Origin of the sequence: Photorhabdus sp. RW14-46 (assembly GCF_963887965.1) — a bacterium.
GTDB classification, from domain to species: Bacteria; Pseudomonadota; Gammaproteobacteria; order Enterobacterales; family Enterobacteriaceae; genus Photorhabdus; species Photorhabdus laumondii.
Map to the genome: position 1 here is coordinate 1 of NZ_CAWPHH010000034.1, position 25,325 is coordinate 25,325.

The following is a 25,325-nucleotide window of genomic DNA, read 5'->3' on the forward strand; positions in this document are numbered from 1 at the left end:
TGAATTTCGAGACAACGTCTTCAAATTTTTCACCACAACGCTACCGGATATAGCGGACTCGCTGATGTCTAGAATTAACGACCATTTTCAGGTGCTAAAAACTGCATCTTGAAGTTTCTTGGGTATATATCCCACTATCAATCATTCGTAAAAACAAAAGCCAAAACAATAATAGCAGGCGGATTCGACTAATAAGCGCAATTTTTCAGCAGGGCTACAATTTAAAGCTTCCGCTATGATTTGTTCGCCTCTTGGCCATCGACGAGCAAAAACATTAGTTAAAGCATTTGATGCCAATCCAGCTTCTCGGGAAACGGCCGCAAGAGTGGTTCCTCGTTTCCTAAATGCCGCAATAATGTCTGCTGGATGCCAGTCTTGTACATCACTCATTTCTGCTTTACTCCCTCAAAATAGTGGTGGTGATACAAACAGGGATTCGCAGTCTGAGCTCATCAACTCAGCGAGGCATAACCTCTCCCTGCCTGAATCACCATTGATTGGGGATAGCAGGCGGCGCACTGGTAAAACTACTTACCAGTGTCCAATGAGTTCAAGGCTGCGAAACCCTGACTATCAGATTTTGCTGGTAGCATGACAATTCTAATCGACTATGTTATTCGAATTAATAAAATACATGCACCTAACTAAGTTGCAACATTATTCCTCCCAGTCATCATGAGTTGCTGACATGGCTGTATCATCACCTGGCGTCACCGCAAAGATGTCTTTCGGCAACGTAAATCCTCTCAGTTTCAGCAATGCCAATGGTCCTCTACCCATTTCCGTGCGTAATATCCAAGTCAACGTTAAACCATCAGGGGCAATAAACGTCAGCCGATATCGGCTTTCATCCAGCTTTTCTGCTTTCGCTTGTTCCAGCCAGCGGATTAGTCCCCAGTTTCCCTGGTAATCCCCGAACAACCTCGCTCCTGCATTGACACTGGTCCAGGTCAGCATCACCCCCGGTTTATAGGTCTCTCCCGGCCAGCGAAAACTCTGCCAGCTTTCCATCTGGTTAAAATAGTGCAATTTCTGTCCATCTATTGTCAGATTGGTTTCTACCACATCCCGCACAGCTCTGGCCCGCAGTTCAAACCGCAATCCCTGACTGCCATCTGCAAACAGCAGATTTGACAACTGACTGAGCTGATTTACCGCCTTCAGGAAACGCGGGTTAAAATGTAATCCCTGACCATTCACTCTATCTGGCACCCAGTGACTACCTTCTTTATGTAACACTCCGCTTAATTGACTGGTCAGAAATCGCTCTATCTGACCAGAATCAGGCCGGATAAACTGCCCCAGCATCGGTAATGAAATCTCACTCTGCCCACCAGCAAATGGATAGCGGCCAGCAAACGTTGTATTCCAGTTAGCGACTATCGCCGTCCGCCATTGCTCATTCAGGCTCGACGCAGCCGGTTTCAGTACCTCCTGCCACGCCTGTTTTAACGGCTGCACAAACATCGCCTGACCAAATCCGCGCCATTGGGCACCCAAACTGGCGGCTATCAGATTACCGTAACCCTGTGTCTCAGTCAGATCTGCGCTTTTTCCCTGAAACACTGTCTGAGCCAGTGTTTTCGCCATCTCTGGCGGATCATCACTGTTGTTCACCTGTTGTAGTTTCAGGCGCACTTCGGTTACCCGCGTGAGAAAGGTTTGTAAATTCAGGGTATTGTCAGCCTTGATTCCCCCGGCTGCCTGATTTTCTCCCATCAACTCCAGCAACGGCCCAAAGGTTTCATCCATCGGCCCGCGTACGCCAGCCGTCTGTTGGTCAATCACCCTGGGTGTTTTTTTATTCAAAAACATTTTGGCGGATTTCATCAACGAATCTGATAATGTCCCCACCTGTTGCCCGGTCTCGCCCTGATAGGCCAGTGTGTTCATCAACGCAATCAATGGGGACTGGTGCCTATCAGCCATCAAGGTTAGCTGGTCAATCACATCTGACAGATTACGCGTTTTGTTCCAACGCAGGCTGTTGAGAAAATCCTGCCACACCCCAGCAAAATCGGTAAAGTAACGGGCCGTCAAACGGGCTTTCAGTTCTTCGGGCGACACCGACGCAGAGACTGCTTGACGGTTATCACTTAGCACCCAGTCAATCGCCTCCTTACGTGACGCCAGCGCCTCCGCTATTGCCTTTTGTATCCCGCCTTCCCACGCCTGACGGGTAAACATTCCCGGTATCACGCGTGAGGTAGTAAACAGCCTCGCTGCATCAGTGTCGCCGGTCATTTGCCTTAACGTCAGGTCCGCATAGTTCTTCTCCACCGATTGCAACATCTGCTGGTAAAGCGCCGCTTCGGCATTGTGTTTACCTAGCTGGAGGAGCAACAGCTGACGCACCTGTTTAACCAACGCCTTATCCGGGGTTATCCGCCATTCAGAGTGCGCGGGCAGATTCTCCGCATAAAAACCCCACAAATCCGACGCCGCATCTAGCCAGACACCGGGGGCAATACCGGCCCGCTTGGGTTCATTTGCGTTCAGTATCCGGGTTAAAAACGCGACATCCACTTTTTCCGGCTGCGCCATCATCAGGTAGGCTTTCAACTGGTCATGACCGGCCTGTGCCCATTTAGCTCGCAAAGGGCTGCCCGGCGGTAAATTCACCAGTGCGCTCAGTTTTGCATGCAACACCGCGGCAGCCTTGTCCCGTATCAGGCGGTTATTGGCCTGCGCATAATCGGGCAGCACTGCCGTCAACATTTTCTGATTCTGACTCAAACCAAAACGCTCATACCACGGCACACCCTGTTCAGCCCGGTATTGCAACCGGCCCACCTCATTACGCAGGCTCTTTAAGGCCATCAACTGGGCATCAGAACCTTCCGGCTGAGCTTTCAGATCAATCACCGCCGCCTGCACCACGGCTAGCTGGTCACGGTTGGTGAAAAAGGAGAGCACCATTCCAGCCCCCCATAACAAGGCCAACGCCATCAAGCCTCGATAAATGGTCTGTGTGTGGAGTATGCCCACCCGCCGACCGTGGAAACGACGACTGCCCTCCAACACCCCCTGCCAAGCCGAGTCAGGCAGCCAGCTTTGCGGGATGCTACTCGCCTGCGCTTTGAGCGGCAAACTGAACATCAAACCACGCAGCAATACCTGTCGCCAGTGATCAATTCCCTGTTTTTCCAATGTAGATGATAGTCGATAAAGAAAATCATGGGCGTTCTCTTCTAGTACTTGTTGCATTCCTCGCTTGCGTATGGGGTCAACCAATTCTTGCAACTGTGTCGCCACAATATCCGGGGTACAACGTTCAGGAAAAAAGCAGCCGACGGCCTGAGTGATACGGTCTTCTTGAGACCAGAGACTGTGACACACCTGCCACAGGTAGACCGGGGCCTGCCAGCGCAGCTGTTGGGCCTGTTTCTGTAATATCCGCAATGCTTTATCCATCCATACCGGCTGTGCGCTTTGGGCTTCGGTCAGCGCCCAGACAATTCCATTGAGTGGCCGGTAACGGCGCAAGCGACGTAGGGCCATTAACTGAGTGGTATCCGGTTCAACCTGCAAACTGCCCCCCCAAAGCAACAGCGTACGATAACCCTCCTGCCAATACGCCGAGGTCAGCCCCGGTGCGATGGCTTCCACCTGTTCCACTTCACCCACCACAAGTAAAATACGGACTTTATACCACCAGAACCTCCCATAACGGAGGCGCATGCGGTCAGGCAAGCCTTTTATAGCGGAGACTGATTCGGAAAGTTGCGTCTCTACAGGTTCGGTTTTTTTGTCATCACCGGAAATACTTTTGCGTAGATCTTCAAAACTCAACTTGCCCGTTTGGTAGGTAGCAACATAATAAATTCCCATTATAAGCAGAAAAACCACACTGCTTATGACGATACCAATAAACCACATCTGTTGAAGATGACTATCTGCCTGAATGCCAAGTTCATTAGGCATCTTCCAAACGAAGTAGCTTAGCATTGCGGCCATGACCAGAACGAAGACAAGCAACAACCAGAAAAAAGATTGAGTTCGGATACGCTTCATTGCGTTACCTCCTGTAAAGTTTCATTAGGGGATACGACGACACACCAGCACCCTTGATCAAGGACAGATGAACCACTGAAAGTAAGCTGACTAGCCGCAGTGTACTGAGCATGAAGCGCCGCAGCGGCAATCACGAGCCAGGGGGCAACACAGCCCGATGTACCTAATAAAATATCCAAGTCATAAATGCCTTGTTCATGTGTCATGCTTAAGGGAGCAATACTGCTCAATGTAGTAAAGGCTTCACTATCTGCCTGAGATAATTGTGATAACCAAGCATACTGTAACGACTCTGGTGTGGTGGGTACCCAATCCAGCGCCTGCTGCACACTTTGCTCAAGCAGCGAATGAAAAGAACATTCAGGACGGTGCAAAAATGCCTGTGGTGCTAATGTCTTTTGCGTCAGACGATTACCTAATATCAGCCTAACAGCTGATTCGGCTGTATTCTCAGGCTGAACCGGACAAATTTGCAGAGCCACGACCATTAACAATGATCGCTTACAAATATGATTATCCAACCAGTCATCCACCACAGATAATCCCGTGCCTTCAACAAAACTCACAGGTTGGCGAATACCCGCTTCAGACCACACCTGTTGCCATATGTTATTCAATTCACTTTCAGATAAAGCCGTATTGGCCTCAAGAAGTAGGGAAAGAGGGATGTTATCTGGCAGCCGTTTCAGCGTCTTAGCAAAGGTAGCAATAATGGATGACAATGTTCGCCGTATCAGCTCATCAAAAGATTCATCTACCAGAGTGGGTAACCGGCTGTGGCGAATAGCATCTTCACTTAGCCATGACGACTGTGTTTTTAACGCCTTTTCATTCTTGGCGAGTAATGCAACTTGCTTATCTGGTGTTTCTTCATCCACTAACGCCGTGTGCAATGCAACGCTCAGAATCTGCAATGAACGTCGACCTCGCCGAGTTTCTTGTAAAATAACCTGCTGGCGACGTTGGTCCCAACCATCTGCCCAGAAATGCTGGCTGCTATACAGTAACCACCGGCATCCTGCGATAAACAACCAGCACAACGCAGGAATGCCCAACGCATGTAAGCCAAAAATCACTGGCTGATGACGAGTTTCTATTTCTCCCCACAATATGGTACTCATGACACCGACAATAAAAAGTGCGCTGGGGAGTAAAACAAGCCAAAACAAAAGTCGGGGAGTTTTAGGACGAGGAGCTGGACCGGGTAAAAGATTCAATTTAACGGGCATAATGATTAACTCGCGGTAACATCCAGAATAAAAGAGAGTAGCCCACAACCGCACATATGACGGTACCCATGAGAGGCAATTGGGGCACTTTCTTTACGGACAACACAGCTACCATTAAGTTTCATGATTAAAGGATTTAAAATCACTCGATCACCGCAAATAGTTTTATCTCCGACATGGATCATGCCATTCATCACTTATTTCCTTTTTCATATTAAAATTAAGACAATGACCTTCTTTATAAAAGAAGGTTCGTCATCAACAGGGAAAAATAATTTCTTACCATAAAGATACTGAATGATATATAATTTACTTAACTAAAGTCACAATTAACCCCCATTGTCATAAATAAATCTGTTACCTTATTTAAAAAATTAATCCTCTTTTTATCAGGATATTTTATTGGGTCGGGGTAATACTCAGCGGCATAATTATCTTGAGAATAAAAAATTATGAGAATTTGGGAATTTAATTTCTGAAAGAACAGCAATCGCATAACCATAGGCACAACAACGCGAATCAAAACCGTTTAATGACCGGTGGTATAGTTTTCCTACACTTCTTGGTAAATTTACAGCAGCACTGGCCTCCCAAAAACTGGGGCTACGATAATAAACTTTGTTCCCTTGATTGGTAGGAACCTGATATCGTTCCAAAGCATGAGGCTGATCAGCATATTTTGCCATTAATGATACTATACCCAAGAAACTTCAAGATGCAGTTTTTAGCACCTGAAAATGGTCGTTAATTCTAGACATCAGCGAGTCCGCTATATCCGGTAGCGTTGTGGTGAAAAATTTAAAGACGTTGTCTCGAAATTCATGTTTATCCGCGAAATAACGGTTATTTCGAACCTGTTCATTCATGATCTTCCATAATCGCTCTATCGGGTTTAAATTTGGGCTGTATGGAGGAAGGTAATGCAATTCAATATTGCTCACATAAGCCCACTCCTTCACAAGATGAGCTTTGTTGTAACCTGCCCCATCCACAATAAGATGAATTTTTTGATGATAGTCAGGATAAGACTTTCTTATTTCATTGAAAAAACAGCAAATATTGTAGTCATTGAGGGTTTGATATTCCTGGAACACCGTACGACCAATGGCATTCAGGTTGAGCGCGCCCAATATATTCAGGCGAGTCCGGCTTCCTGTTGTCTTGACGGTTTTTTTCTCGCCTTTTCGCATCCAGCCATAACTGAGTTTGGTGCCTTGAGTCGGGTGAACAGCGTCAAGAAAAAGGATGGGTTCGTCTTTCGCTGTGACTTTAAGATTCTCATAATATTCAATAAATTGTCGCTGTTTTTCTGCGTCGAATTTATGAGGGACGCCACCCGGTTTTTTATAAGAAAAACCCTGACGGTGTAGCCATTTATTCATGCCGGGAATGCTAAAGGTAATCTTCCAGAGCTGAGCAACATAGGCCACGATTTCATGGGTGTGATGGAAAAGATGTTGAGATAAGTGATTGATTAAAAAGTCAGTTTGTTCTTGGGAAAGCAAACTATCAGACCCCCCATTATCAGATTGAAGTTTCCCCTGATTGAGGTAATCACTGATATGGCGGTCAACGGTGGTCTGATGGAGTCGCAATGCCTGGGCTATCATCACAGAACTCCACCCTTCAGAAGCCAGAAGGATAGCTTTTATTCTGTCTCGTACCTGACCATCACGAGTGGTGTCGTGAAGACGTTCAAGTTTGATTTTTTGTTCTGATGTAATAAATATTTTCATAGCGAGGATAATGATCTCCATTTCGGATAAAATCAAGCATCTTCAATGATTACGGGTATATACACCTAAACCTATTTTCTATTCAAAGGTATCACATTATGGCAAATGATATTAACGCTAATAGATTATTAGAGAAACGTACTAGTTATCAAACCCTTTTTAACGATAATAAAGATCTTTACTGTTTTCCCGGTGCACCGGAAGCCAATGATGGGCCTTTGGCCTATTTGGTTGATTTGTACCAACAAGTACTCTTTTTCGAAAATAAAGCAGATAAAAATGGTACCAGATTTCTCAGTCAGTGGCGACCAGATATTGAAAAACTCTTACTTGACGGTAAAAGTATCAACCAGACCAGTAGTATATTGCCACTTATTATTGAAGTTTTGGCGCAAAAAGCACAGGCTCATTTAAACAATAACCAACCTTTAACTGATACACTGGCAAAAATTCACTATCCTTTTTCACTGCCGTTTCACTTCCCATTACATCAAACAACCGCAGTTCTAGAGAAAAAAAAGATTCCATTACTGGAACTTATTCAGCAGGCTGATCGCGCATTTCCTAATTTTATCGATAATAATCTGTATTTACCCTCATTACACAATGCCATGATGGTTAGTAATTCTCTGGCACCTAAACTACAGGAATTGCTACTTGAAGATTCTAAAAGTGCTCAACAAGATTTCTTTGCTAAATATTATGGTATGCCCGGTGATGCCGCTCAGGCAACATTGGCATTATCTCAACTTACGGTATTCACACAGCAAACCGGGCTGAATTCCCAAGATGTTGAACGTCTGTTGGCAACCAATGGTTTGATTGACAACAACCTGACGCACAGTTCAGTGGCGTTTTCGGCAAATGTCGTTAAACCTGTCAATGCTAGCCAGCAATTTCCTTCTGGAACCAATTACGGTGCATCATTTATCAATGCTGGTACCGATCCAGCACTATATCTGGAAAAAATCACAGATAAAGAAACCGGAGAGCAAGTGGTCTGGATTAAGGGGATTAAGAATGACCATTTTGACCGTATTCAGCGTTTTCTCCATATTCAACGAGTATCGAAACTGACCTTTGAACAACTGGACCTATTATTGGCCGCCGCGCGGCGAGCTGAAAAGCAGCAGGACTTTAATATCACCGAATCGACATTACGTGCATTAGGTGTATTTTTACATTTTAATCGGGAATATCAGGTTAGTGCTGAACAATTTTCTGCTCTTATCAGTGAAATCACCCCTTATGCGCTCGATAATCATCTCTCCTTTTTTGATCGGTTATTCAATGCGCAAGGGCTGTCAAAACAAGCCGCTTCAATATCTGTACTTAATCTGGATAACAGCGAATTTGATCCAGCGGCTACCGAAGGAGAGGATGCATTAACCGTTAATCAGTTATGTGTTGGTTTGAATATTAATGATATCATCTGCCAAACTCTGTTGGGTTGGGTGGTAAAAGCGCTAGGGATAGAAAAACCCACTCGTTCACTCACTGTAGTTTCCGCTTTATATCGGCTGGTCTCTTTACCTCGTTTGCTGAAACTCTCTCTAGCGGATGGGTTAGGTCTGCTCCTATTACTGGATCGAAACAATCCAGATTACTTGAAACAGTTAGCGGGTATCCCTGCATTAAAGAAAATTGATACGACAACAGAACCTAAAGCTTTTGATATTCTTGATGCATTAATTGCTTTTATGAATGCAGCACAGTGGCTTAAACGTCATCGTTTGTCAGCTCCGTTATTAAATGTTTTGCTCACCCCTTACAGTGCCAGCGGAAGTGTAACCGACGACATTGAAAATATAGATTGGCTTAAGAAAGTTAAATCAATTTTACCTGATCCCAGTTATGCACTGTTAAGTGAAGAGAAAATTGCCGCTGAGATGATTAATTTCCAAGAACAGGCATCTGATTTTAACTGGCTAACGACACTTTCTGAACTGGTTGATCCACAAGGCATCATCAAAGCTATTGTCGTTCCAGCGGGTAAAACTCAGGAAGAAGTACTGACCGAAAAAATCAAAGCTATTTTGCAACCATTGGTTGATGTAACCGCATGGCAGGAGCAAGGGGATAAGTGGTCGCAAATATTAACTGCGCTTATTCAGAATGCGTTTGTCGCCCAGGAAGATATGATTATTAAATCTGTCAGCCATGCTTTTGGCTTAGATGAATCGCTTTCTTTACCGCTATTACTCTGGGTCGGCAAAAGTAATGCAGATTTTATACGTGAATCAATCGCACTTGGGAAAGAGGTTAAACAAGATCAACAAACCAATGAATTAAGAAAAAACGCGGTCGTCACATGGTACGACCTGAACCGGTATGCCGCTGTGAGTAAATTATTTAAACTCACCGCACAAAGCATACAAACATTGGTTAATTACCCTGTTTGGTTCGGGTTGAATCTGGTTGATGGCAAGCTCCGCCCTCTGGATTTAACTTCATTGTATCGTCTTAGCCGTTATGGCGATTGGTTAGATTTATTACCGAAAACCAAAACTGAAGACGATATTCTCTATTATCTGCGTCAGGCCAATAAGATAGGAAAAGTGCCGCAGACACCGGACGAGAAAATATGGACACCACAACAAGCGGCAGACAATTTGTCAGAGTTAATCGGATGGCCTAGTAGCGAGATAGTGCGGGTAACCCGAGATTTTAACCATAGCGTAGCACAAGGCGTTATCGGCATCAGTTTTGTAATGCGCATCCAGACATTGGTAAGCCAAAGTGAACTCTCTGCTCAACCTTTACTGGACGTAGCCCAATTGACCCCAACATCAAGTTATGATAATTGGCAACAGGTCAGCAGCGCGCTGTTAGCGGCCTGTTCCCTTGAAGAACAAGCTACACTGGAAAGTGCATTGAATGAGTCTTGGCGGGACGCTCTGGTCCGCTATCTATTAGGCCAGTGGGTACCTTCTGATAAAAAATTGGCTGACATTTCAGATGTTGATACACTATCAACCTATTTCCTGACCGATTTACAAGTATCTTCGGCGGTGAAAACCAGCCCGGTAGCTTTCTGTATCGCTAGTTTGCAACACTATCTCTTCCGTCTCTTTGCTCACCTGGAACCTGGTTATGGCAATATGACCATCCCGGAGGAACGGATCGAAAACTGGAATCGCTACCTTAACCAGTATGCCCATTGGCAAGCTTGGCAAAAGCAAAATAATTTCCCAGAAAATGTTATCGATCCCACACATAGGAGCAGAAAAACCCGCGCTTTTGCTAATTTGGAAAACGATCTAAACCAATCCCGATTAAATAACGACATGATACAAACGGCTATCTTGCGTTACCTGACTGAATTTGAACGGCTCAGCAACCTCCAGCTAGTTAGCGGCTATATCGACGGTACTGATCCCAAAAGTGACCGATATCACTTTATCGGTAAAAACAATGCTGAGCCGGTGGAATACTATTGGCGTACTCTTGATATCAAATTGCGCGATAACCAGGATCTCATCACTCCTCTGGCCTGGAGCGAATGGGAAAAAATCACGTTATCACTGAAAGGAGACCTTTTAGCGCTACGACCCATTGTTATCTCCGGGCGTCAATATGTCGTATGGGTTGAACGTGAATCCACCCCTCTGCTTGGTGCAGACCAAAAACCTTCGGTTTACCGTGCCATCAATGTGCAATTTGTCTATAAACAAAGTAACGGTGAATGGAGTGCTCCTAATAAGCTGTTTAGTCTGGATGGCAGAGATGCCAATGGTGAATACCCCAAACTACCTGGTACTACCCAACGTATGCCCGATAATCTTAATCCTTATATGAAAGATGAGAATTATAAACCGGGTTTGATAGCAATGGTCGATGTACAACGCCAGAATGACCCGTGGATGGGAGTATTACTTTACAATACGGAGAAAAAAATAGTGATACTTGGATAAAAAATATAGACTATTTCTTGGAACTACGGGATCTACTACTGGTAGATAAAAAAAATTTCAGTACAACAGAAGAAAAAAACCTGGTATCTAGCTGGTATAAGTTATATCAAGATTCCAGAACCTTGCAGCATCAATACGCCGGTAGTACAAAACGCATTGCATCAAAACCTGAAGATAATAATGACTCTCATCTGGAAATTCAGGCAAAACTGAGTGCAGATAAGACTAAAATTATCCTGACAGGTACGAATACGCTGATCAAACGCAACCCTATAGGTTTGGGGACAGTAGAGTGGTCTCGAGGTGAAGATAATAGGTCACAACCACTTTCCTCGAAAGAACTGAACTGGATAATCAAAAGTCAGGATTTCCCTATAACAGTCAATGTTCCCGCAGGGGAATCTACCTCAAAGACGTTCAATTTTCAGTGGCAAGGAAAGGCACCACCGACAGAAAAATTAAATATATTCTATGCTGAAGACTGGATTCTCGAATTGTCTCCTAAGGATTGGGAAAATAATAAGATTTCTAAGAAAGTTGATCTTTCCAAGATAAATGGACTTGACTTTCAAAGACGTGCCCAACAGAAAGGCAATAGTGTCAAAGAACTTGCCATAGCTGTGGATAATTATAATACAGTATTTGATCGTATTAATTTTGATATATCCGCTTATTGGGAGTATACAGAATCAAAATTAGAACTTGGCGTTGTCACTACATCTTCTGAACAAAAAATACTTTCTTCTTCAATCACCCGCTTAAATGGTACAGCGACCACTGGAGAAATAACCTTCCCGATAGAGTCAGCGGTGAGTCAATATTCCTTCTTTTTGACAGCAACACAGGAAATATCAATTGAGTCTAGCGGTAATAAAAAAGAATACTCCAGTAAAATTTCTAGTAAGTATACTCTCTCCCTTGAAGAAATAGATAATATTCCAGCTGTTACATTGCGCCGTAATAGCCAACAGGCTCAATACTTGGATATTCAGACACTAAAATTCCCTTACTCTTCCATTCGCTTGAATACCCTATTTGGAACACAGCTAGTCGCTCGTGCAACTCAATCGATAGAACGTGTTTTGGCACAGGATACACAGTGGTTATCCGAACCTCCATTAGGTACAGGCTCTCAATCTACCCCTGTCGATTTCCAAGGTGCTAATGGACAGTATTTCTGGGAATTATTCTTTCATCTGCCTTTCCTGGTATCTTACCGGCTTTGCGAAGAACGGCGTTATTACGATGCTCGGCGTTGGTTTTTTAGTTATTTGTTTGACCCTTACGGCAGCGAGTGCTGGAATTCGCGTCCTCTGACTGAACGGGGCAGCAATCTTCCTTCTTCTGTAAAGAGTGATGACCCTGATGTCGTGGCCTATAATTTACCGATTTACTATAAAAAGGCCCTGTTCCAGTTCCTTATTAAGCTTTGGGCACAAGAAGGCGACAACTTTTACCGGCAACTGACCCGAGATAGTCTGAATGAAGCTAGCTTATGTTATCAGCAAGCTTTACAACTGTTAGGAACCTTACCGGAAAGTGTTACTGCCACCCGCTGGCATCCAGTGAGCCTTGAAGAGATTAAAAAAACATTTAAGTCAGATATTGGGACTGTTGATAGCGATTTTATGTCTCCTTTTAATATTCAGCTTATTGAATATCAAAAGGTACTAAGAAGTCGTCTCTATAACCTTCGTCACGGGTTGACGCTGGATGGTAAAGCGTTACCGTTGCCACTCTATGCTGAATCTGATGATACCGGAAACCTAATCCAGCGACATTCGGGTAATATCGCCGGTACATCTAATAGTTCGCTACAGCAAGTTCCGCCCTATCGTTTCCCGATCATGTTAAAACGTGCCAGTAAAGCCGTGAAACAGTTAATTCAACTAGGAGATAGACTGTTCAGGGCGACAGAAAATGAGATTAACGCTGAACAACAGGTGTTACAACAATCGCAAGTCGTTAAGTTATCTGCTTTTGCTATAGAGTTGCAACAACAAGCTATTGAAATTGCTCAGGCTAGTAAAGCTGCTTTAGAAGCAAGTAAAAATATGGCGCAACAACGGTATGAGCATTACTACGGTTTATATGAAGAGAATCTTTCTGGCTTGGAAATATCAGCTATAGCTCTCAAGACTACATCGGAAATCACAAGAATGGCAGCCGTTCCCTTCCATATCATGAGTGCCGCGGTGGAAACTTTACCCAATATTTTTGGTCTGGCGGTAGGAGGAGGTAACTACGCAGCTCCTTTGGTAAGAACAGCACTAGTTGCTGAAATCACCGGACTGACATTAGGCATGACAGCGGATCGGCTTCAAGATGGAGCAAACTATCAGCGGCGGCGTCAGGATTGGGAAATTGAGTGGAAACAAGCACAAAGTGAAATCAATATCATTGATAAGCAGTTAAAAGAGCAGGAGTTACTGATTCAAAGCGCTCAAATCTCATTACGAGAAGCTCAGGCACAGCGAAATGCGGCTGTTGAGTTGTATGAATTTATAACGACAGGTTTTCTGGTTGTACCGACATATCAATGGCTGATGAATCGACTTTCTATATTATATGCTCCTGCCTATGATGCTGTTTTATCACTGTGCTTAATGGTTGAAGCTGGCTGGCGTTATGAAGTTGGTGATTATCAACAACAAGGTTTTATCAAGGCCGATGCTTGGAATAATTCCTATCGGGGCTTTCTGGCGGGCGAATCGTTACAATTGGATCTACAGCAAATGGAAGCGGCTTGGTTACAGCGTCACGAACGCTGTTTAAATATCAAAAAAACCTTCTCTCTTCTTAGTACTGTGTCTTCTATCAAAGAGATAACTGATCAAATTGACAAAAAACAGGAGATAAATTTCACTCTGGACGCACGGGCCTTTGATAAAAACTATCCCGGACATTATTTGCGTCAGATAAAACGGGTTTCTGTGTCATTATCGCTGGAAAACGCGGGTTCCGAGCCAATAGCTACCCCGGAAATTTGCGCGATTTTGACACAAACAAGCAGTTCAACGTTAGTTGATACTGATATTAACGGAGTTAATTGGCTCTATGATCCGACGAGAAAAGCAGGCAACAATAGAAATATCAAAACCAATTTACGCGCACAGCAACAAATTGCCCTCTCTTCAATACATGAAGATGATGGTGGAGTAGCAACAGAGAATTGGTTATGTACCTTGATGTTTGATGATGATCGTTATCTGCCATTTGAAGGAACTGGTGCTATTTCAACCTGGAACCTGAAATTCCCTGATAAGCAAGTTATCGATCAGGTGCTAAAAAACATTAATGGCGGTTGGAAATTAAAAGATATTCTTATTCATTTGCATTATACCGCACGAGATGGCGGTAATCAGTTTTCTAAACGAGTGGCTGATAAATTAGCTGAGGAGAAAAATGGATCTGAAACATAATATTGAGTTACTGACTACCTGAATTTAGCAATAAAAGCCTCTATACCCGTTATCTTTCAAGTTGCCTCTTTGTTGCTGCACTCACTCACCCCGGTCACATAGTTACCTATGCTCCCGGGGATTCGCTCCCTTGCCGTCGCGATCCATCTTGAAATCCATTGGGTATATAGTAAGATAGAGGCTTTTTTAATTAATTTTAACTTTAGGTAGTACCCCGCATTTTGACCTGCTTTCCCATACCTGGGGTTAATTGTTTTTTAACTGATGGTGATTATTTGCATACCAGGAAATATAATCATCACTGGATATCGGCGTTTCGATTCCAGCCTTATCTACGCCAAAACTGGGAATATAATCATTTATTCTGTCTGCATGCTGGCGTATATACTCAATGCGTCTCTCATCTATTTTTTTAGATTCTTGTAAATTGATCACTTCACTTCTCAGGATATTGCTCATGTTACGATGAATCCAGTCGAGAAGATAACCTTCGATGATCATACAAAGATCATCATCATTATTATCATGGTATGCATCAATAGTTGTCGTCACCACGGATAAAACGGCATATGTTTGGCTTAGTTCTAGAAAATCCCCACTATGCTTATTAAGAATATCTAAGTTTATCTTTTTATTGTTATTCGCTATTAATCCATTTAACTTTTTATATAAAAAGTTCATATAGTCATGCAAAATGGGAAATAGGTTATGTTGGAAAGATGCTTTGTTTATTTCTTTCATCTTATTGAGAATGATCATCCCTCCGGCTTTTAGTGATAATACAAGGTTATCACCTTCCGAAGTAATCGTACCAAAATTAGATATCAAATAAGGGGATATCTTGTTAACCGTAAATAACCCCTGTGCGCCGCAACGCTCACGACAATTAATTAATATTTCTTGTGTACGCCATGTGCACAGGGACTTGGTAGTAATGATTTCAATAAGTAGTTCATCTGAAAACTTAAAGTTTTTAATTGATTCTGATAATATAGTTGAAACTTTTCTTGTTAGCTCTCTTAAGTATAACGTATGAGTGATGGTGCTCAGGGTATCCCAGGCGATACCTTCTTTGAAATGAGAATAATTAATTATTGGCATAGCACCTGAATAGCCGAATGTTTGTCGTTTATTTCCATATGTGCTAGTTATATGAAGAACTGATTTGGCCGCTGTAACTGAGATCATTGCCATGCATAACTTCCCTGAATGTATTCTATTTGTAATTAACGAGAATCTTTCTCTTAATTCTTTAATATGCAATGATACTTTACCCTCCCTAGTCAGGGTTATCATATTACCCGCAAGGAGTCCTTCAAAGGGAATTTCGACATTATCAAATGAAGTTATTGCATTATCTAAATAAAACCCGGGCTTATCGCCAAGTGGGGTAATTTTAACGCCGGGCGTTAATTTTCCATTTACAGACAGAGGAAGAAGAAATGGGAAAATACCATATTTTTTTCCTGATACATTTAACTGAGCTAAAATTACAGCCACTTTGGGTAATTCACAAGGCATGGTATTAGGCATAAATTTATATGCATTTGGGCTAGGTGAATTTAGCATGAATACGCCTTTTTCCGGCAGATAATTAGCCTGTGTTTCGATTGCGATTAGATCATTCCCGTGAGCTAGCTCAGTCGCCAGATATACTCCAATGGCACGACCTGAACAAAGTTTTTGGTAAAGATCTTCCACATATGGAGTTTGCACGCCTAAGTTAGCGACAGTGCCGATGGCTAAATTATAATGAATTGATAGCATAGAAACTACAGCGCAATCATGTGGAGCTACAAGTTCATGAAGCGCAACTAATTCATTAAATGGTTTCGTGCGAATATTATTATTTTGAATATATTCAAGAAGTTCTATGAATTTTTTTACTGACGACTGATAATTGACACAATTGCTTTTAAGTACCGCTAAAAGGTTATCAGATACTCCCTCATTTCCTATACCTAAATAAGACTTTAATGTTGATTCTGAATTGTACAATGATTTATCCATATCGATGGAGCCTTTTACTAGATTAATAATATGTATATTAACTATTTAATATAGTGTAATGGGATACGCCAGAAATATATACCCGTTATCTTTCAAGTTGCCTCTTTGTTGGCTGCACTCACTCATCCCGGTCACATCGTTATCTATGCTCCCGGGGATTCGCTCCCTTGCCGTCGCGATCCATCTTGAAATCCATAGGGTATATACTTCTACGTTAAAAAATTTATTAATAGAAGTAATTTGTTAAAAATTTTTCTTCTTAGTGTCGAGTAGATAAAACGATATTAAAAGATATTTATCAAGTAAATAATTTATCGCCGTTATTTTATTTGAATAGATGATTAATCATTTCATCTTCATCGTCAAAATTATCTTGATATAAATAGTTTGTTATGAGAATGGATTTTTGTTGTTTTAATATAATTAATTGGTGAATTGATTATGAACCATTATAGGTAGAGGTTTTTATTATTTTAAACAATGTTGATGTTATTTATATCAATTAATTAATTTTAATGAAAAAACTTCCGGCATTATTTATCATGCTAGGAACCTATTATATTAATATGAAGTTGATGCAAAGATTATTTGCATAATTTACACTTCAAATGCGTCAAATTTTCTTTATTATTAACTAGGAGTAGAATATGAAAAAATTGATATCTATGCTATTTATTTTCATTGGTATGATTAGCGCCCCTGCATTTTCTGCGGAAACCAATAGTGGCATTGTCAGAGTCGCAGAAATTAAAGCGGATTGGGACAATCCTGCACATTATCTTTATACATTCAGTGGAGGATTAGCCGGTAACTGTGGAAAACCAGGTTATATTTGGTCAGGTTCAAGCGCTGATAACATTAACAAGCTATTAAGCCAAGCTTATGCACAGGGTTTAAATATTAAAGTTGGCATAGAAAATGCGAGTTGTAATATAACTACCGTTTACATTATTAAACAATAGTCATTGTTTCTTATTCTGTTATCAATGGGATAAAGAAAGCGATAGATAAACATTGATTTACCTAACTTTATAACGAAGCCCTCTACTAAAAAGTAGAGGGCTTTTTAAATTAACTTAAAAAATTTTTCCTTTTCGGAATTATTTCAACTCAGTATTTATCTTATTCACAATATATTTCAGTGACAAAACTTGGTGCATTCTCAATAGTGTCGTGAACTGGGCAGGTTTTATTAATAAAGTCGACAAAGGCATGAATTTCTTCTTCACTATTATCAGCTTTAATATGAAATTTTGTCACAATTTTGGAGAAACCTAATTTCGCTTGTTTATTTCTACCAGTGAAACCATCAGTATCAAGCTCGCCTTCCAGATCAACGTGAATATCAATTAAGTTAATTTTGTGCAGTTTAGCAAAAGCCTTTGCTACGATACATTTGCAGGCCCCGAGAGAACAGAGTAAAGCTTCAACGGGATTCATCCCCTGATTAGTACCACCTAAATTACGCGGTTCATCCAAATAAAAGGAGAAATCTCTTGATGTACATTCAACTTTCAATCCAGCTACAGATTTTACTGTGGCAGTAAATAACTCTTTCGCCATGATCCAACTCCTTATAATTAATGTTAGTTTTTCACAGGGGAAAATAGAGATATACCCGTCATCTTTCAAATTGCCTATTTGTTGGCTGCACTCACTCACCCCGGTCACATCGTTATCTATGCTCCCGGGGATTCGCTCCCTTGCCGTCGCGATGCATCTTGAAATCCATTGGGTATAGTTATTATAACTTTTAATTTTTCTCCATTTTGTTTTTAAAGTGCTTATCTTTTAATTGTTCTTTCTTGCTCTTCCTCTTGAGAAACCCATGCCGGATGTGGAATGTGAGCTGTTAAAACTTTAGTTTGATTATTCATATAGATTTTTGCTAATCAGGATAAAATTCAGGGGACAGTATCTGGGACATACCCCAAATGCATACGTCGGGAAACACGTCTAACCCGGTTTCGTTCATTGCTGAGGCAACGGCTTTAGACCAAACAACATCAACCCAGTCTGAATCATTTAACTTTGTCTTTAAGCTAGGAGATTCTTTTAAACCATAAAGAATCTCTTTTCTTTGCGCTTTAATGGTTCTTTCCCAACTTGTTCCTCTATGGCTTGGCTGGTATTTCCATTTTAATAAGTGAGCAATTAATACTGCCATGCGGCTAGCCAACTCACGCTGTTCACTCTTGCCCACGTCTTCGATCTCTTCAGCAATATTGGCTATATCAATCTCAGAGAATTTACCGGCACGTAATAACGCTGCCTGTTCATTTGCCCAAGCGACCACATCAGTTTCGTAACGGGTATGATTCATAATTGCCTCCGCTAATAGGTCTATTATGCTAGCAGTCTGTCAGAGAATACGCTTTAGGTCAAAAAAGAACTTATTTGGATCAAAAAAATAACCTGTCTTCGATAACCCTGTATTCACCCTACTTCCGGCAACATTCCACTGACTATGCCAATTTGGATTGCTATTACTGCAATACCGCAGGCAAACACCAGTAATAGTACAGGCTTACCACCAGGTACCCGATATCGACGTTCATTTTGCTGGCGGGATTTATATGCCAGGAGGCTAGGCAATACTAACGCCAAAATTGATAGCGCGACCGCGGCATATCCTAACGCCATTACAAATCCTTTTGGGTAAAATAGCGCGAAAATCAATGGCGGAACGAAAGTTAACAAACCAGTTTGCATACGCCCGGCTACGCTATTTTTGCGTTTAAATAGATCACCCAGAAAATCAAACAGGCCAAGTGTGACACCGAGGAATGAGGTTGCGAGCGCCAGGTTGGCAAACATTTGTACTGCAAGCTCAGTTTTCGGTGAAGCAACAACTTCGCGAATGCTGTGTAATAAGCCATTCAACCCTGCGTTTTCAGCTAAAATATTGACGAATGTGCTGGAATTAATACTTCCGAGTGTCGCCAATTGCCAGAGAATATAAGCAATTAGCGGAATTGCGCTGCCGATGATAAACACCCAGCGGAGTCGACGGATATCGCCATCCATATATTTCACAATACTGGGAACACTACCGTGAAAACCAAACGAGGTGAATATCACCGGAATTGAAGATAGTATTAATCCTTGTTCTAATGGCATGGTCAGTAAGTTAATATGCTGAACATGCGGCATCATCATCCCCAACATTAATACCAAGAAAATAATTTTTGCACCAAAAATAACTCGGTTAACCATATCTACTGAACGGGTACCAATGCAAACAACTCCCCCACCAATCACGGTAAACAGGATAACACCGACTGAGGCAGGAAGAGATAGATTCAGCCATTTGTTGAGGCTGACTGTCAGTAATTCCCCTGCGCCACTAATGTAGGCTGATGTTAATGCATACATTAGAAACATCATGCTGAAACCGGCTAATATTTTGCCGCTGCTGCCAAGATAACGTTGAGCAAGTGTCCCTAACCCCGTATCAGGGGATTCATATTGGTAAGTTTCAACCAGCAATAATGCGGTGTAACTCATCAAAACCCACAAGCTAACCAACATGATCAAACTTACACCAAATCCTACACCGGCGGTGGCTAATGGCATGGCTAGCATACCAGCACCGATGGTTGTTCCGGCGATAATAAAAGTACTGCCAAAAGTACGGTTCTTCACGTTTTTTCCCTTCGAATCAACAGCAAATATTTAATAATAGAAAATCAGGCCACTTTCTTTTTTTCTTCTTCATCAATAAATTGAGTCAGTTTGTGAATAAAAATTTTCTGGAGCCTTTCCCAATACTCGTCAAAATCGTCAGCATTACGTAAACAATGAGTCATCACAGCAGCCCGTAAGACATATAAACGGTGGACTTTCTGCCATTCTTTTTGGTCAAAACCGCAACTTGCAACATAATGCCAGGGAGTATCACCATACTCTTCATAACCAAGGGAGGTGGAAGAAGTCAAAAAATCATTGGTATAAGTACGTCCAGAGGCATATGAACAAAGTTCGTACATCCGTTTATTAAGACGATTATGATGTATTAAGTCATCATTTCCTTGCTCTTTAAAAGTAAAATTGACCATATGGAAATCAGGATTCGGCATGGCATGAATTTCAAACCGGCGTTTATCAACAACCAATGGTTCTGTGGTTAAAAGTTTTTTAACCATCCAATTGGCCGTCACAATACCGGCAGCAATGACTTTTCCGTAGCCACTGATATTCAGTGGAACCAATCGATGCGCAGCCCAAATTGCGGCGGCGATAGCTCCGGCTTTAGATCCCTCCATAATAGAAGCACCGAGCACGACACGCCGATTAACAGCTTGATCCTGTTGCGTATCAACATCTTCAAAAACATAAGCTGCACGGTAGGAAATTAGGTCAACAATACGTTTATCTTTCATACATACCGCACCGGCGGCATATTGAATAAATCCAACTTTGTGAGGATCTACAGTGATTGAATCAGCCTGACACATGGCCCGGAAACTTTGGTAAATTTCAGGTTTAGGCCAAATAATATCTTCCGGAATGATTGCCAATTCACGATAACGACGGATAAGTTCATCATATTCCATAAACTCTCCCCGCTCGTTAAGGAACATTGCGCTGGCATAACCGGCATAAGCAGCATCAATATGCACATAAAATGAGACGCCATAACGCTCTTCACACTCTTTACGCAATGCAATAACTTCATCAACTCGATCAATGGCACCCACTTCCGTAGTTCCAACTACGGTTACCATCGCTAGAATAGGTTCTCCCTGCTCTATCAGACTGAATGTAATTTCGCGCATTTTTTCAACATCGGTACGATAATTTGCATCGACCGGCAATGGCACAATATGCTGTTGACCAATCCCTAGAACATCCATTGCTTTCATCCATGAATAATGTTTCGACTGTGGTACCAAGACCTTGCCGAACATTCCCTGTTTTATCCCAACACCCCGGCAAGAAAGTTCACGAACTTCTTCGAAAATGCCACGCTTCTTTAATTCATCCGTTAAATCCAGAATGTCTGATGACGACATATTCAACAGTTGTTGTTCTGATTTATTTGCAACCAAATCACGAGATTGCGGGTGTTGTGCAATGGCAAGAGGCATGGTTTTTAAATTACGCGCAACCCATAGCCCTTCATAATTAGCGACAGTTCCTCCCGATGTGATATGTCCCCAGGCTCGGCGAGGGTCATAACCAAACATCCGGCATAAATCTAGCCCTGCTTCAATTTCTAGCTCTGTTGTTGTCGGTGATGACTCGTGGGCACAATTGTTCGGGTTGTACATCATAGCCATGACATAAGCGAGATTGGAGACCATCAAGGTATCGGCATTCATATGTCCCATATAACGAGGAGAAAACCAGGGAACAGAGGTGTTTTTCAGTTTGGCAGATAGCTGGTTCAGAATACCCTCTGTCCGATAAAGGGTTTCTCTATAATCAGGTGCGTAACGATCAACTGAAGTTACCAAGGCGGGGTCTTCAGGATGAAAATCAGAACGCCAGTGCATGTGCTCACTTACGGCATATTCCATCATTTCTCTAAAAAAAACCGTATTTTCTGATTTAGGGCCTAAAAACAACGCATCGATGTTTAAGTGCGAAGTAAACTGCTTGGTCATAATCACATACCCTTTTCCAACTAACAAAAACGGCTGTCAGCAACAGAGAGATTTTTAAATTCTTTATTTATTAATGAAATCACTATTATCCTCTGATAGGCAGACAGAAAATTGTATGCCACCTAACTTACTCATAGCTGGTCATACCTCATTATTCTAAACATTAAGAAAAATCTATCAGGTGTAATAGATTAATCATTAACATATCTATAAACGATCATTTGTTAATAGATATAGACTATATTTGTTAAAATATTAACAATGACGTTAAATATAAATTCTGATTTTGTGCGCGAGGACAAAGAACGAATAAAAACCAATCAAAAAATAGAGCGTTATTTGCCATTAACCTTATTAACCATAATGGTTTATTCTAACGCGAAGAGGTTAGTAGATAGAATGCAGGGCTACAAGTTAAAATAGCCCTGATTTAAGCAGAAGTACTATTAAGGTGATACATTTACCAGCATAACCTTGCCGATAACATCACCGGCTTCCATCATTCGATGTGCATCAGCCGCATCTTTCAGATCAAATACCTTACAAATTAATGGAGTGACTTTTCCTGATTTCAGTAGTGGCCAGACCTGTTTTTCTAACTCTTTGGCTATCTCTGCTTTTTCTTCTACACTGCGAGAACGTAATGTAGAACCTGTGTGAGTCAGACGTTTTAGCATTAAGGGCATCAGATTAAGATTTTCAGGGTTTCCTTTCATCATACCAATCTGAATAATTCTCCCGAATTTAGCAGCAACCTTATAGTTTTTATTGACATAATCACCACCGATTAAATCAACAACCATATCAACCCCATGATTACCCGTGATTTTCAATACCCGATCAACGAAATCTTCTTTATGGTAATTAATAACAAAGTCAGCACCTAAACTGTGTGCAACTTTGGCTTTCTCATCAGAGCCGACGGTAGTAATAACTTTGGCACCAAAGGCTTTTGCTAACATAATAGTGACACTGCCTATCCCAGAAGTACCACCGTGAATCAGCAAATTTTCTCCTTGTTTCAACTGACCAGTCTGAAAAACATTTGCCCAGACGGTAAAAAAGTTTTCTGGCAATGCGGCTGCCTGAACAAAATCCAAGCCATAGATGGGTAAGGCAACGGAGTCATGTACCAGACAATACTCGGCATAACCGCCTCCGGCAACAAGGGCACAAACTTTATCGCCAAGGTTCCAGCGTTCACAACCTTCACCTTTGGCAACCACTTCTCCTGCAATTTCTAACCCCGGCAATGGAGATGCATCAGGTGGTGGTGGGTAAGAACCCATTCTCTGAAATATATCAGGCCGATTCACACCCGCCGCCGCCACTTTTACTAACAAGTAACCTTTTCCTGGCCGCGGCAACGGAACCTGGACCAAATGCAATTTCTCCGGGCCTCCGGGCTTAATGATACTGATAGCTAACATATATTGGGGCAATGAATTAATTTGGCTGTGCATATATACCTCTTATTTTTTCGATGATCCTTTTTATGAATTTAGTTTAAGTTTAGATGATAATATTATTTATTCTGATTTGTGGAAAGAGTGCTGAGAAATAATGCTTGCACTAAGGAGCTCGGCTGAGGTTTTTCCACAAACGATTAAGACCATAGGTGCCAAAATCTTACCATTTCATGTATGCTCATTTTTAAAAATGACAAAAATAATTGAGGTAACTCTATGGGGACAACGACGAAAGAGCTCAATGCTCTGGCAGTAAAACTGAAAAGTGGATTTGATCAGCCTGAACTGGTCAGAGCACGTATCATCAATCTTGCTGATCATTTTATTAATGTGCTTAAAAACAAAGATTCAGAGAGTATTTCTCAGTTGTTGACTTTACCTGATGATGAATTTTGGTCAGAAGTCAAAGGACGAGCTAACTATATTGAAATAGTGGCAAATATCACACAGGAAAAGAAAGAACACGAGGAATTTATCGAAACTAGAAACGCTTTTCTTGCCCATCTTGGGGAATATGGTGGTGTTTATAAGTCCAGTAAGGTTGCTGATATATTAGGAGTGACCCGCCCGACAGTAAATAAGTATGGTGAAAATCATAAACTCATTGTATTAAATTGGGGAATAGAGAATTTATATCCTGTATTTCAGTTTTCGGTAAATAAAAAAACTAGCAATAAGGGATATTTAACAGGTGTTCCAGAAATGCTGGCTAATCTAGGTCCAGTCAGTGGCGTAAAAAAGTGCGGTTTTTTCCTCCGTAAAATCAAGACATTTAATCTTGGTATCGAGTTGGCTGAATCCACGACGGTACTGGATATCCTCAGAAATGGTGCCTCCAATGATGAAATTGCTCAATTGATAAAACTGGCGCAAATGTTCAGTTCTGCTGATTCTATACCCTATGGATTTCAAGATGGATCGCGACGGCAAGGGAGCGAATCCCCGGGAGCATAGGGAACTATGTGACCGGGGTGAGAGAGTGCAGCCAACAAAGAGGCAACTTGAAAGATGACGGGTATATATAAAGAAGTCCAGCATATAATTGAGAAACAGCCATTTTACCCTACTCTCCTTTGGAATATACCAACTGCGCAAAAATGCGTGTTCTCACAGTACTACCGTTTGTCCGCCGTCGACTAGCAGTGATACGCCAGTTATAAACGACGCGAGATCTGATCCTAACCACACAACTGCATTTCCTACCTCTTCCGGTTCTCCCAATCGACGAAGGGGCATCCTCTCCCGTAACCCATCAAACATTTTCGCGACTTCCGGCGAGGAAAGAGGAAGTGCTGTATTGATCAGCCCTGGGCATACTGCATTAACACGAATACCTGACGGCCCAAAAGCATCGGCCAATGCGGCCACCATCATATTCACGCCAGCTTTGCTCGTGGAATAGGCGGTTGTAAGTTGTCCTGTCCTAATGGACCCCATACTTGACGTTGCTACAATACTTCCGCGTTTGCCCAGTTTTATCATCTGTTCAGCAGCAGCCTGGGCGCCAAATAAAACACCATCAAGGTTGACCGTAAGCAGTTTGTGAAAATCGTCCGCATTAATCTGTGGGCCATCGGTAGCTAATGCAATTCCTGCATTGCAAGCCATCAAATCAACACCGCCGAATGGTGTAGCGATATCGACTAATGCATCCATCTCGCTTCGCGAGGTGACATCACACCGGTGGAATATGGCTTGTGTACCAAGCGCACGGAGACGCTGGAACACTGGCGTTCCTCCCTCTCGGGGTTGATCCGTGATATCGCCGATAATTACGGTTGCTGCGCCATGACGCGCAGCGGCTAAAGCAATACCTGCTCCGATGCCACTCGCGCCGCCAGTGACAATCACAACCTTACCTTCTAGCATACGATCCATTTGATATTCCTCATTGTGTAGTGCTATGTGTAGTGCTATTACAG

17 protein-coding genes and 1 pseudogene are annotated in these 25,325 nt (G+C 42.2%); 5 read left to right on the forward strand and 13 right to left on the reverse strand.

Going from position 1 to position 25,325, the window contains the following annotated elements:
• Positions 1–112, forward strand: a pseudogene (locus tag AACQ38_RS19870) (IS630 family transposase); the annotation flags it as partial.
• A gap of 29 nt (positions 113–141) precedes the next feature.
• Here the strand turns inward: AACQ38_RS19870 and AACQ38_RS19875 are convergent.
• From AACQ38_RS19875 to AACQ38_RS19900, 6 genes are all read right to left on the reverse strand, one after another.
• Positions 142–390, reverse strand: a complete 249-nt coding sequence (locus AACQ38_RS19875) for a helix-turn-helix domain-containing protein (protein WP_165578884.1) — start codon at positions 388–390, stop codon at positions 142–144.
• 267 nt (positions 391–657) lie between these two features.
• Positions 658–4,014, reverse strand: coding sequence for an ImcF-related family protein (locus tag AACQ38_RS19880; RefSeq protein ID WP_165578885.1), 3,357 nt, complete (start codon positions 4,012–4,014; stop codon positions 658–660).
• A complete protein-coding gene (locus tag AACQ38_RS19885; RefSeq protein ID WP_165578886.1) occupies positions 4,011–5,135 on the reverse strand; it encodes a hypothetical protein in 1,125 nt (374 codons plus the stop codon). The genes AACQ38_RS19880 and AACQ38_RS19885 overlap by 4 nt, the downstream gene beginning before the upstream one ends.
• Positions 5,136–5,248: 113 nt before the next feature.
• Positions 5,249–5,437 carry a hypothetical protein gene (locus AACQ38_RS19890; RefSeq protein ID WP_165578887.1) on the reverse strand — a complete coding sequence of 63 codons (189 nt, stop codon included), beginning with the start codon at positions 5,435–5,437 and terminating at the stop codon, positions 5,249–5,251.
• A 237-nt stretch (positions 5,438–5,674) separates the two neighbouring features.
• A complete protein-coding gene (locus tag AACQ38_RS19895) occupies positions 5,675–5,929 on the reverse strand; it encodes a hypothetical protein (RefSeq protein ID WP_165578888.1) in 255 nt (84 codons plus the stop codon).
• Between the two features lie 24 nt (positions 5,930–5,953).
• The gene (locus tag AACQ38_RS19900; RefSeq protein ID WP_165578889.1) at positions 5,954–6,979 is read right to left on the reverse strand and encodes an IS630-like element ISPlu3 family transposase; all 1,026 of its coding nucleotides are present in this window, start codon (positions 6,977–6,979) and stop codon (positions 5,954–5,956) included.
• A gap of 38 nt (positions 6,980–7,017) precedes the next feature.
• Here AACQ38_RS19900 and AACQ38_RS19905 point away from each other — a divergent pair, with 38 nt between their 5' ends.
• Positions 7,018–10,893 (forward strand): Tc toxin subunit A, encoded by a 3,876-nt coding sequence (locus tag AACQ38_RS19905; RefSeq protein WP_339367073.1) that lies wholly within the window; start codon positions 7,018–7,020, stop codon positions 10,891–10,893.
• Positions 10,839–14,315 carry a Tc toxin subunit A-related protein gene (locus AACQ38_RS19910; RefSeq protein WP_165578891.1) on the forward strand — a complete coding sequence of 1,159 codons (3,477 nt, stop codon included), beginning with the start codon at positions 10,839–10,841 and terminating at the stop codon, positions 14,313–14,315. The genes AACQ38_RS19905 and AACQ38_RS19910 overlap by 55 nt, the downstream gene beginning before the upstream one ends.
• Positions 14,316–14,561: 246 nt before the next feature.
• Here AACQ38_RS19910 and AACQ38_RS19915 read toward each other — a convergent pair whose 3' ends face one another.
• A complete protein-coding gene (locus AACQ38_RS19915; protein WP_165578892.1) occupies positions 14,562–16,325 on the reverse strand; it encodes an acyl-CoA dehydrogenase family protein in 1,764 nt (587 codons plus the stop codon).
• A 647-nt stretch (positions 16,326–16,972) separates the two neighbouring features.
• Between AACQ38_RS19915 and AACQ38_RS19920 the strand changes: the two genes are divergently transcribed.
• A complete protein-coding gene (locus tag AACQ38_RS19920; protein WP_058589434.1) occupies positions 16,973–17,287 on the forward strand; it encodes a hypothetical protein in 315 nt (104 codons plus the stop codon).
• Positions 17,288–17,447: 160 nt separating this feature from the next.
• On the opposite strand, the gene AACQ38_RS19925 is transcribed toward AACQ38_RS19920, so the two are convergent.
• The 5 genes from AACQ38_RS19925 to AACQ38_RS19945 form a co-directional block, all read right to left on the reverse strand.
• Positions 17,448–17,888 (reverse strand): OsmC family protein, encoded by a 441-nt coding sequence (locus AACQ38_RS19925; RefSeq protein ID WP_011146574.1) that lies wholly within the window; start codon positions 17,886–17,888, stop codon positions 17,448–17,450.
• A gap of 325 nt (positions 17,889–18,213) precedes the next feature.
• Positions 18,214–18,648: a DUF29 domain-containing protein gene (locus AACQ38_RS19930; RefSeq protein ID WP_011146575.1), complete on the reverse strand. Its 435-nt coding sequence runs from the start codon at positions 18,646–18,648 to the stop codon at positions 18,214–18,216.
• Positions 18,649–18,761: 113 nt separating this feature from the next.
• Entirely contained in the window at positions 18,762–19,970 is a 1,209-nt protein-coding gene (tyrP, locus tag AACQ38_RS19935) for a tyrosine transporter TyrP (protein ID WP_011146576.1), read from the reverse strand.
• Positions 19,971–20,014: 44 nt separating this feature from the next.
• On the reverse strand, positions 20,015–21,934 hold the full coding sequence (locus AACQ38_RS19940; protein WP_165578893.1) for a pyridoxal phosphate-dependent decarboxylase family protein: 1,920 nt from the start codon (positions 21,932–21,934) through the stop codon (positions 20,015–20,017).
• 446 nt (positions 21,935–22,380) lie between these two features.
• A complete protein-coding gene (locus AACQ38_RS19945) occupies positions 22,381–23,397 on the reverse strand; it encodes an NAD(P)H-quinone oxidoreductase (protein WP_165578894.1) in 1,017 nt (338 codons plus the stop codon).
• 222 nt (positions 23,398–23,619) lie between these two features.
• Here AACQ38_RS19945 and AACQ38_RS19950 point away from each other — a divergent pair, with 222 nt between their 5' ends.
• The gene (locus AACQ38_RS19950; protein WP_165578895.1) at positions 23,620–24,357 is read left to right on the forward strand and encodes a hypothetical protein; all 738 of its coding nucleotides are present in this window, start codon (positions 23,620–23,622) and stop codon (positions 24,355–24,357) included.
• Between the two features lie 153 nt (positions 24,358–24,510).
• On the opposite strand, the gene AACQ38_RS19955 is transcribed toward AACQ38_RS19950, so the two are convergent.
• A complete protein-coding gene (locus AACQ38_RS19955; protein ID WP_011146580.1) occupies positions 24,511–25,281 on the reverse strand; it encodes an SDR family oxidoreductase in 771 nt (256 codons plus the stop codon).
• Positions 25,282–25,325 lie beyond the last annotated feature (44 nt).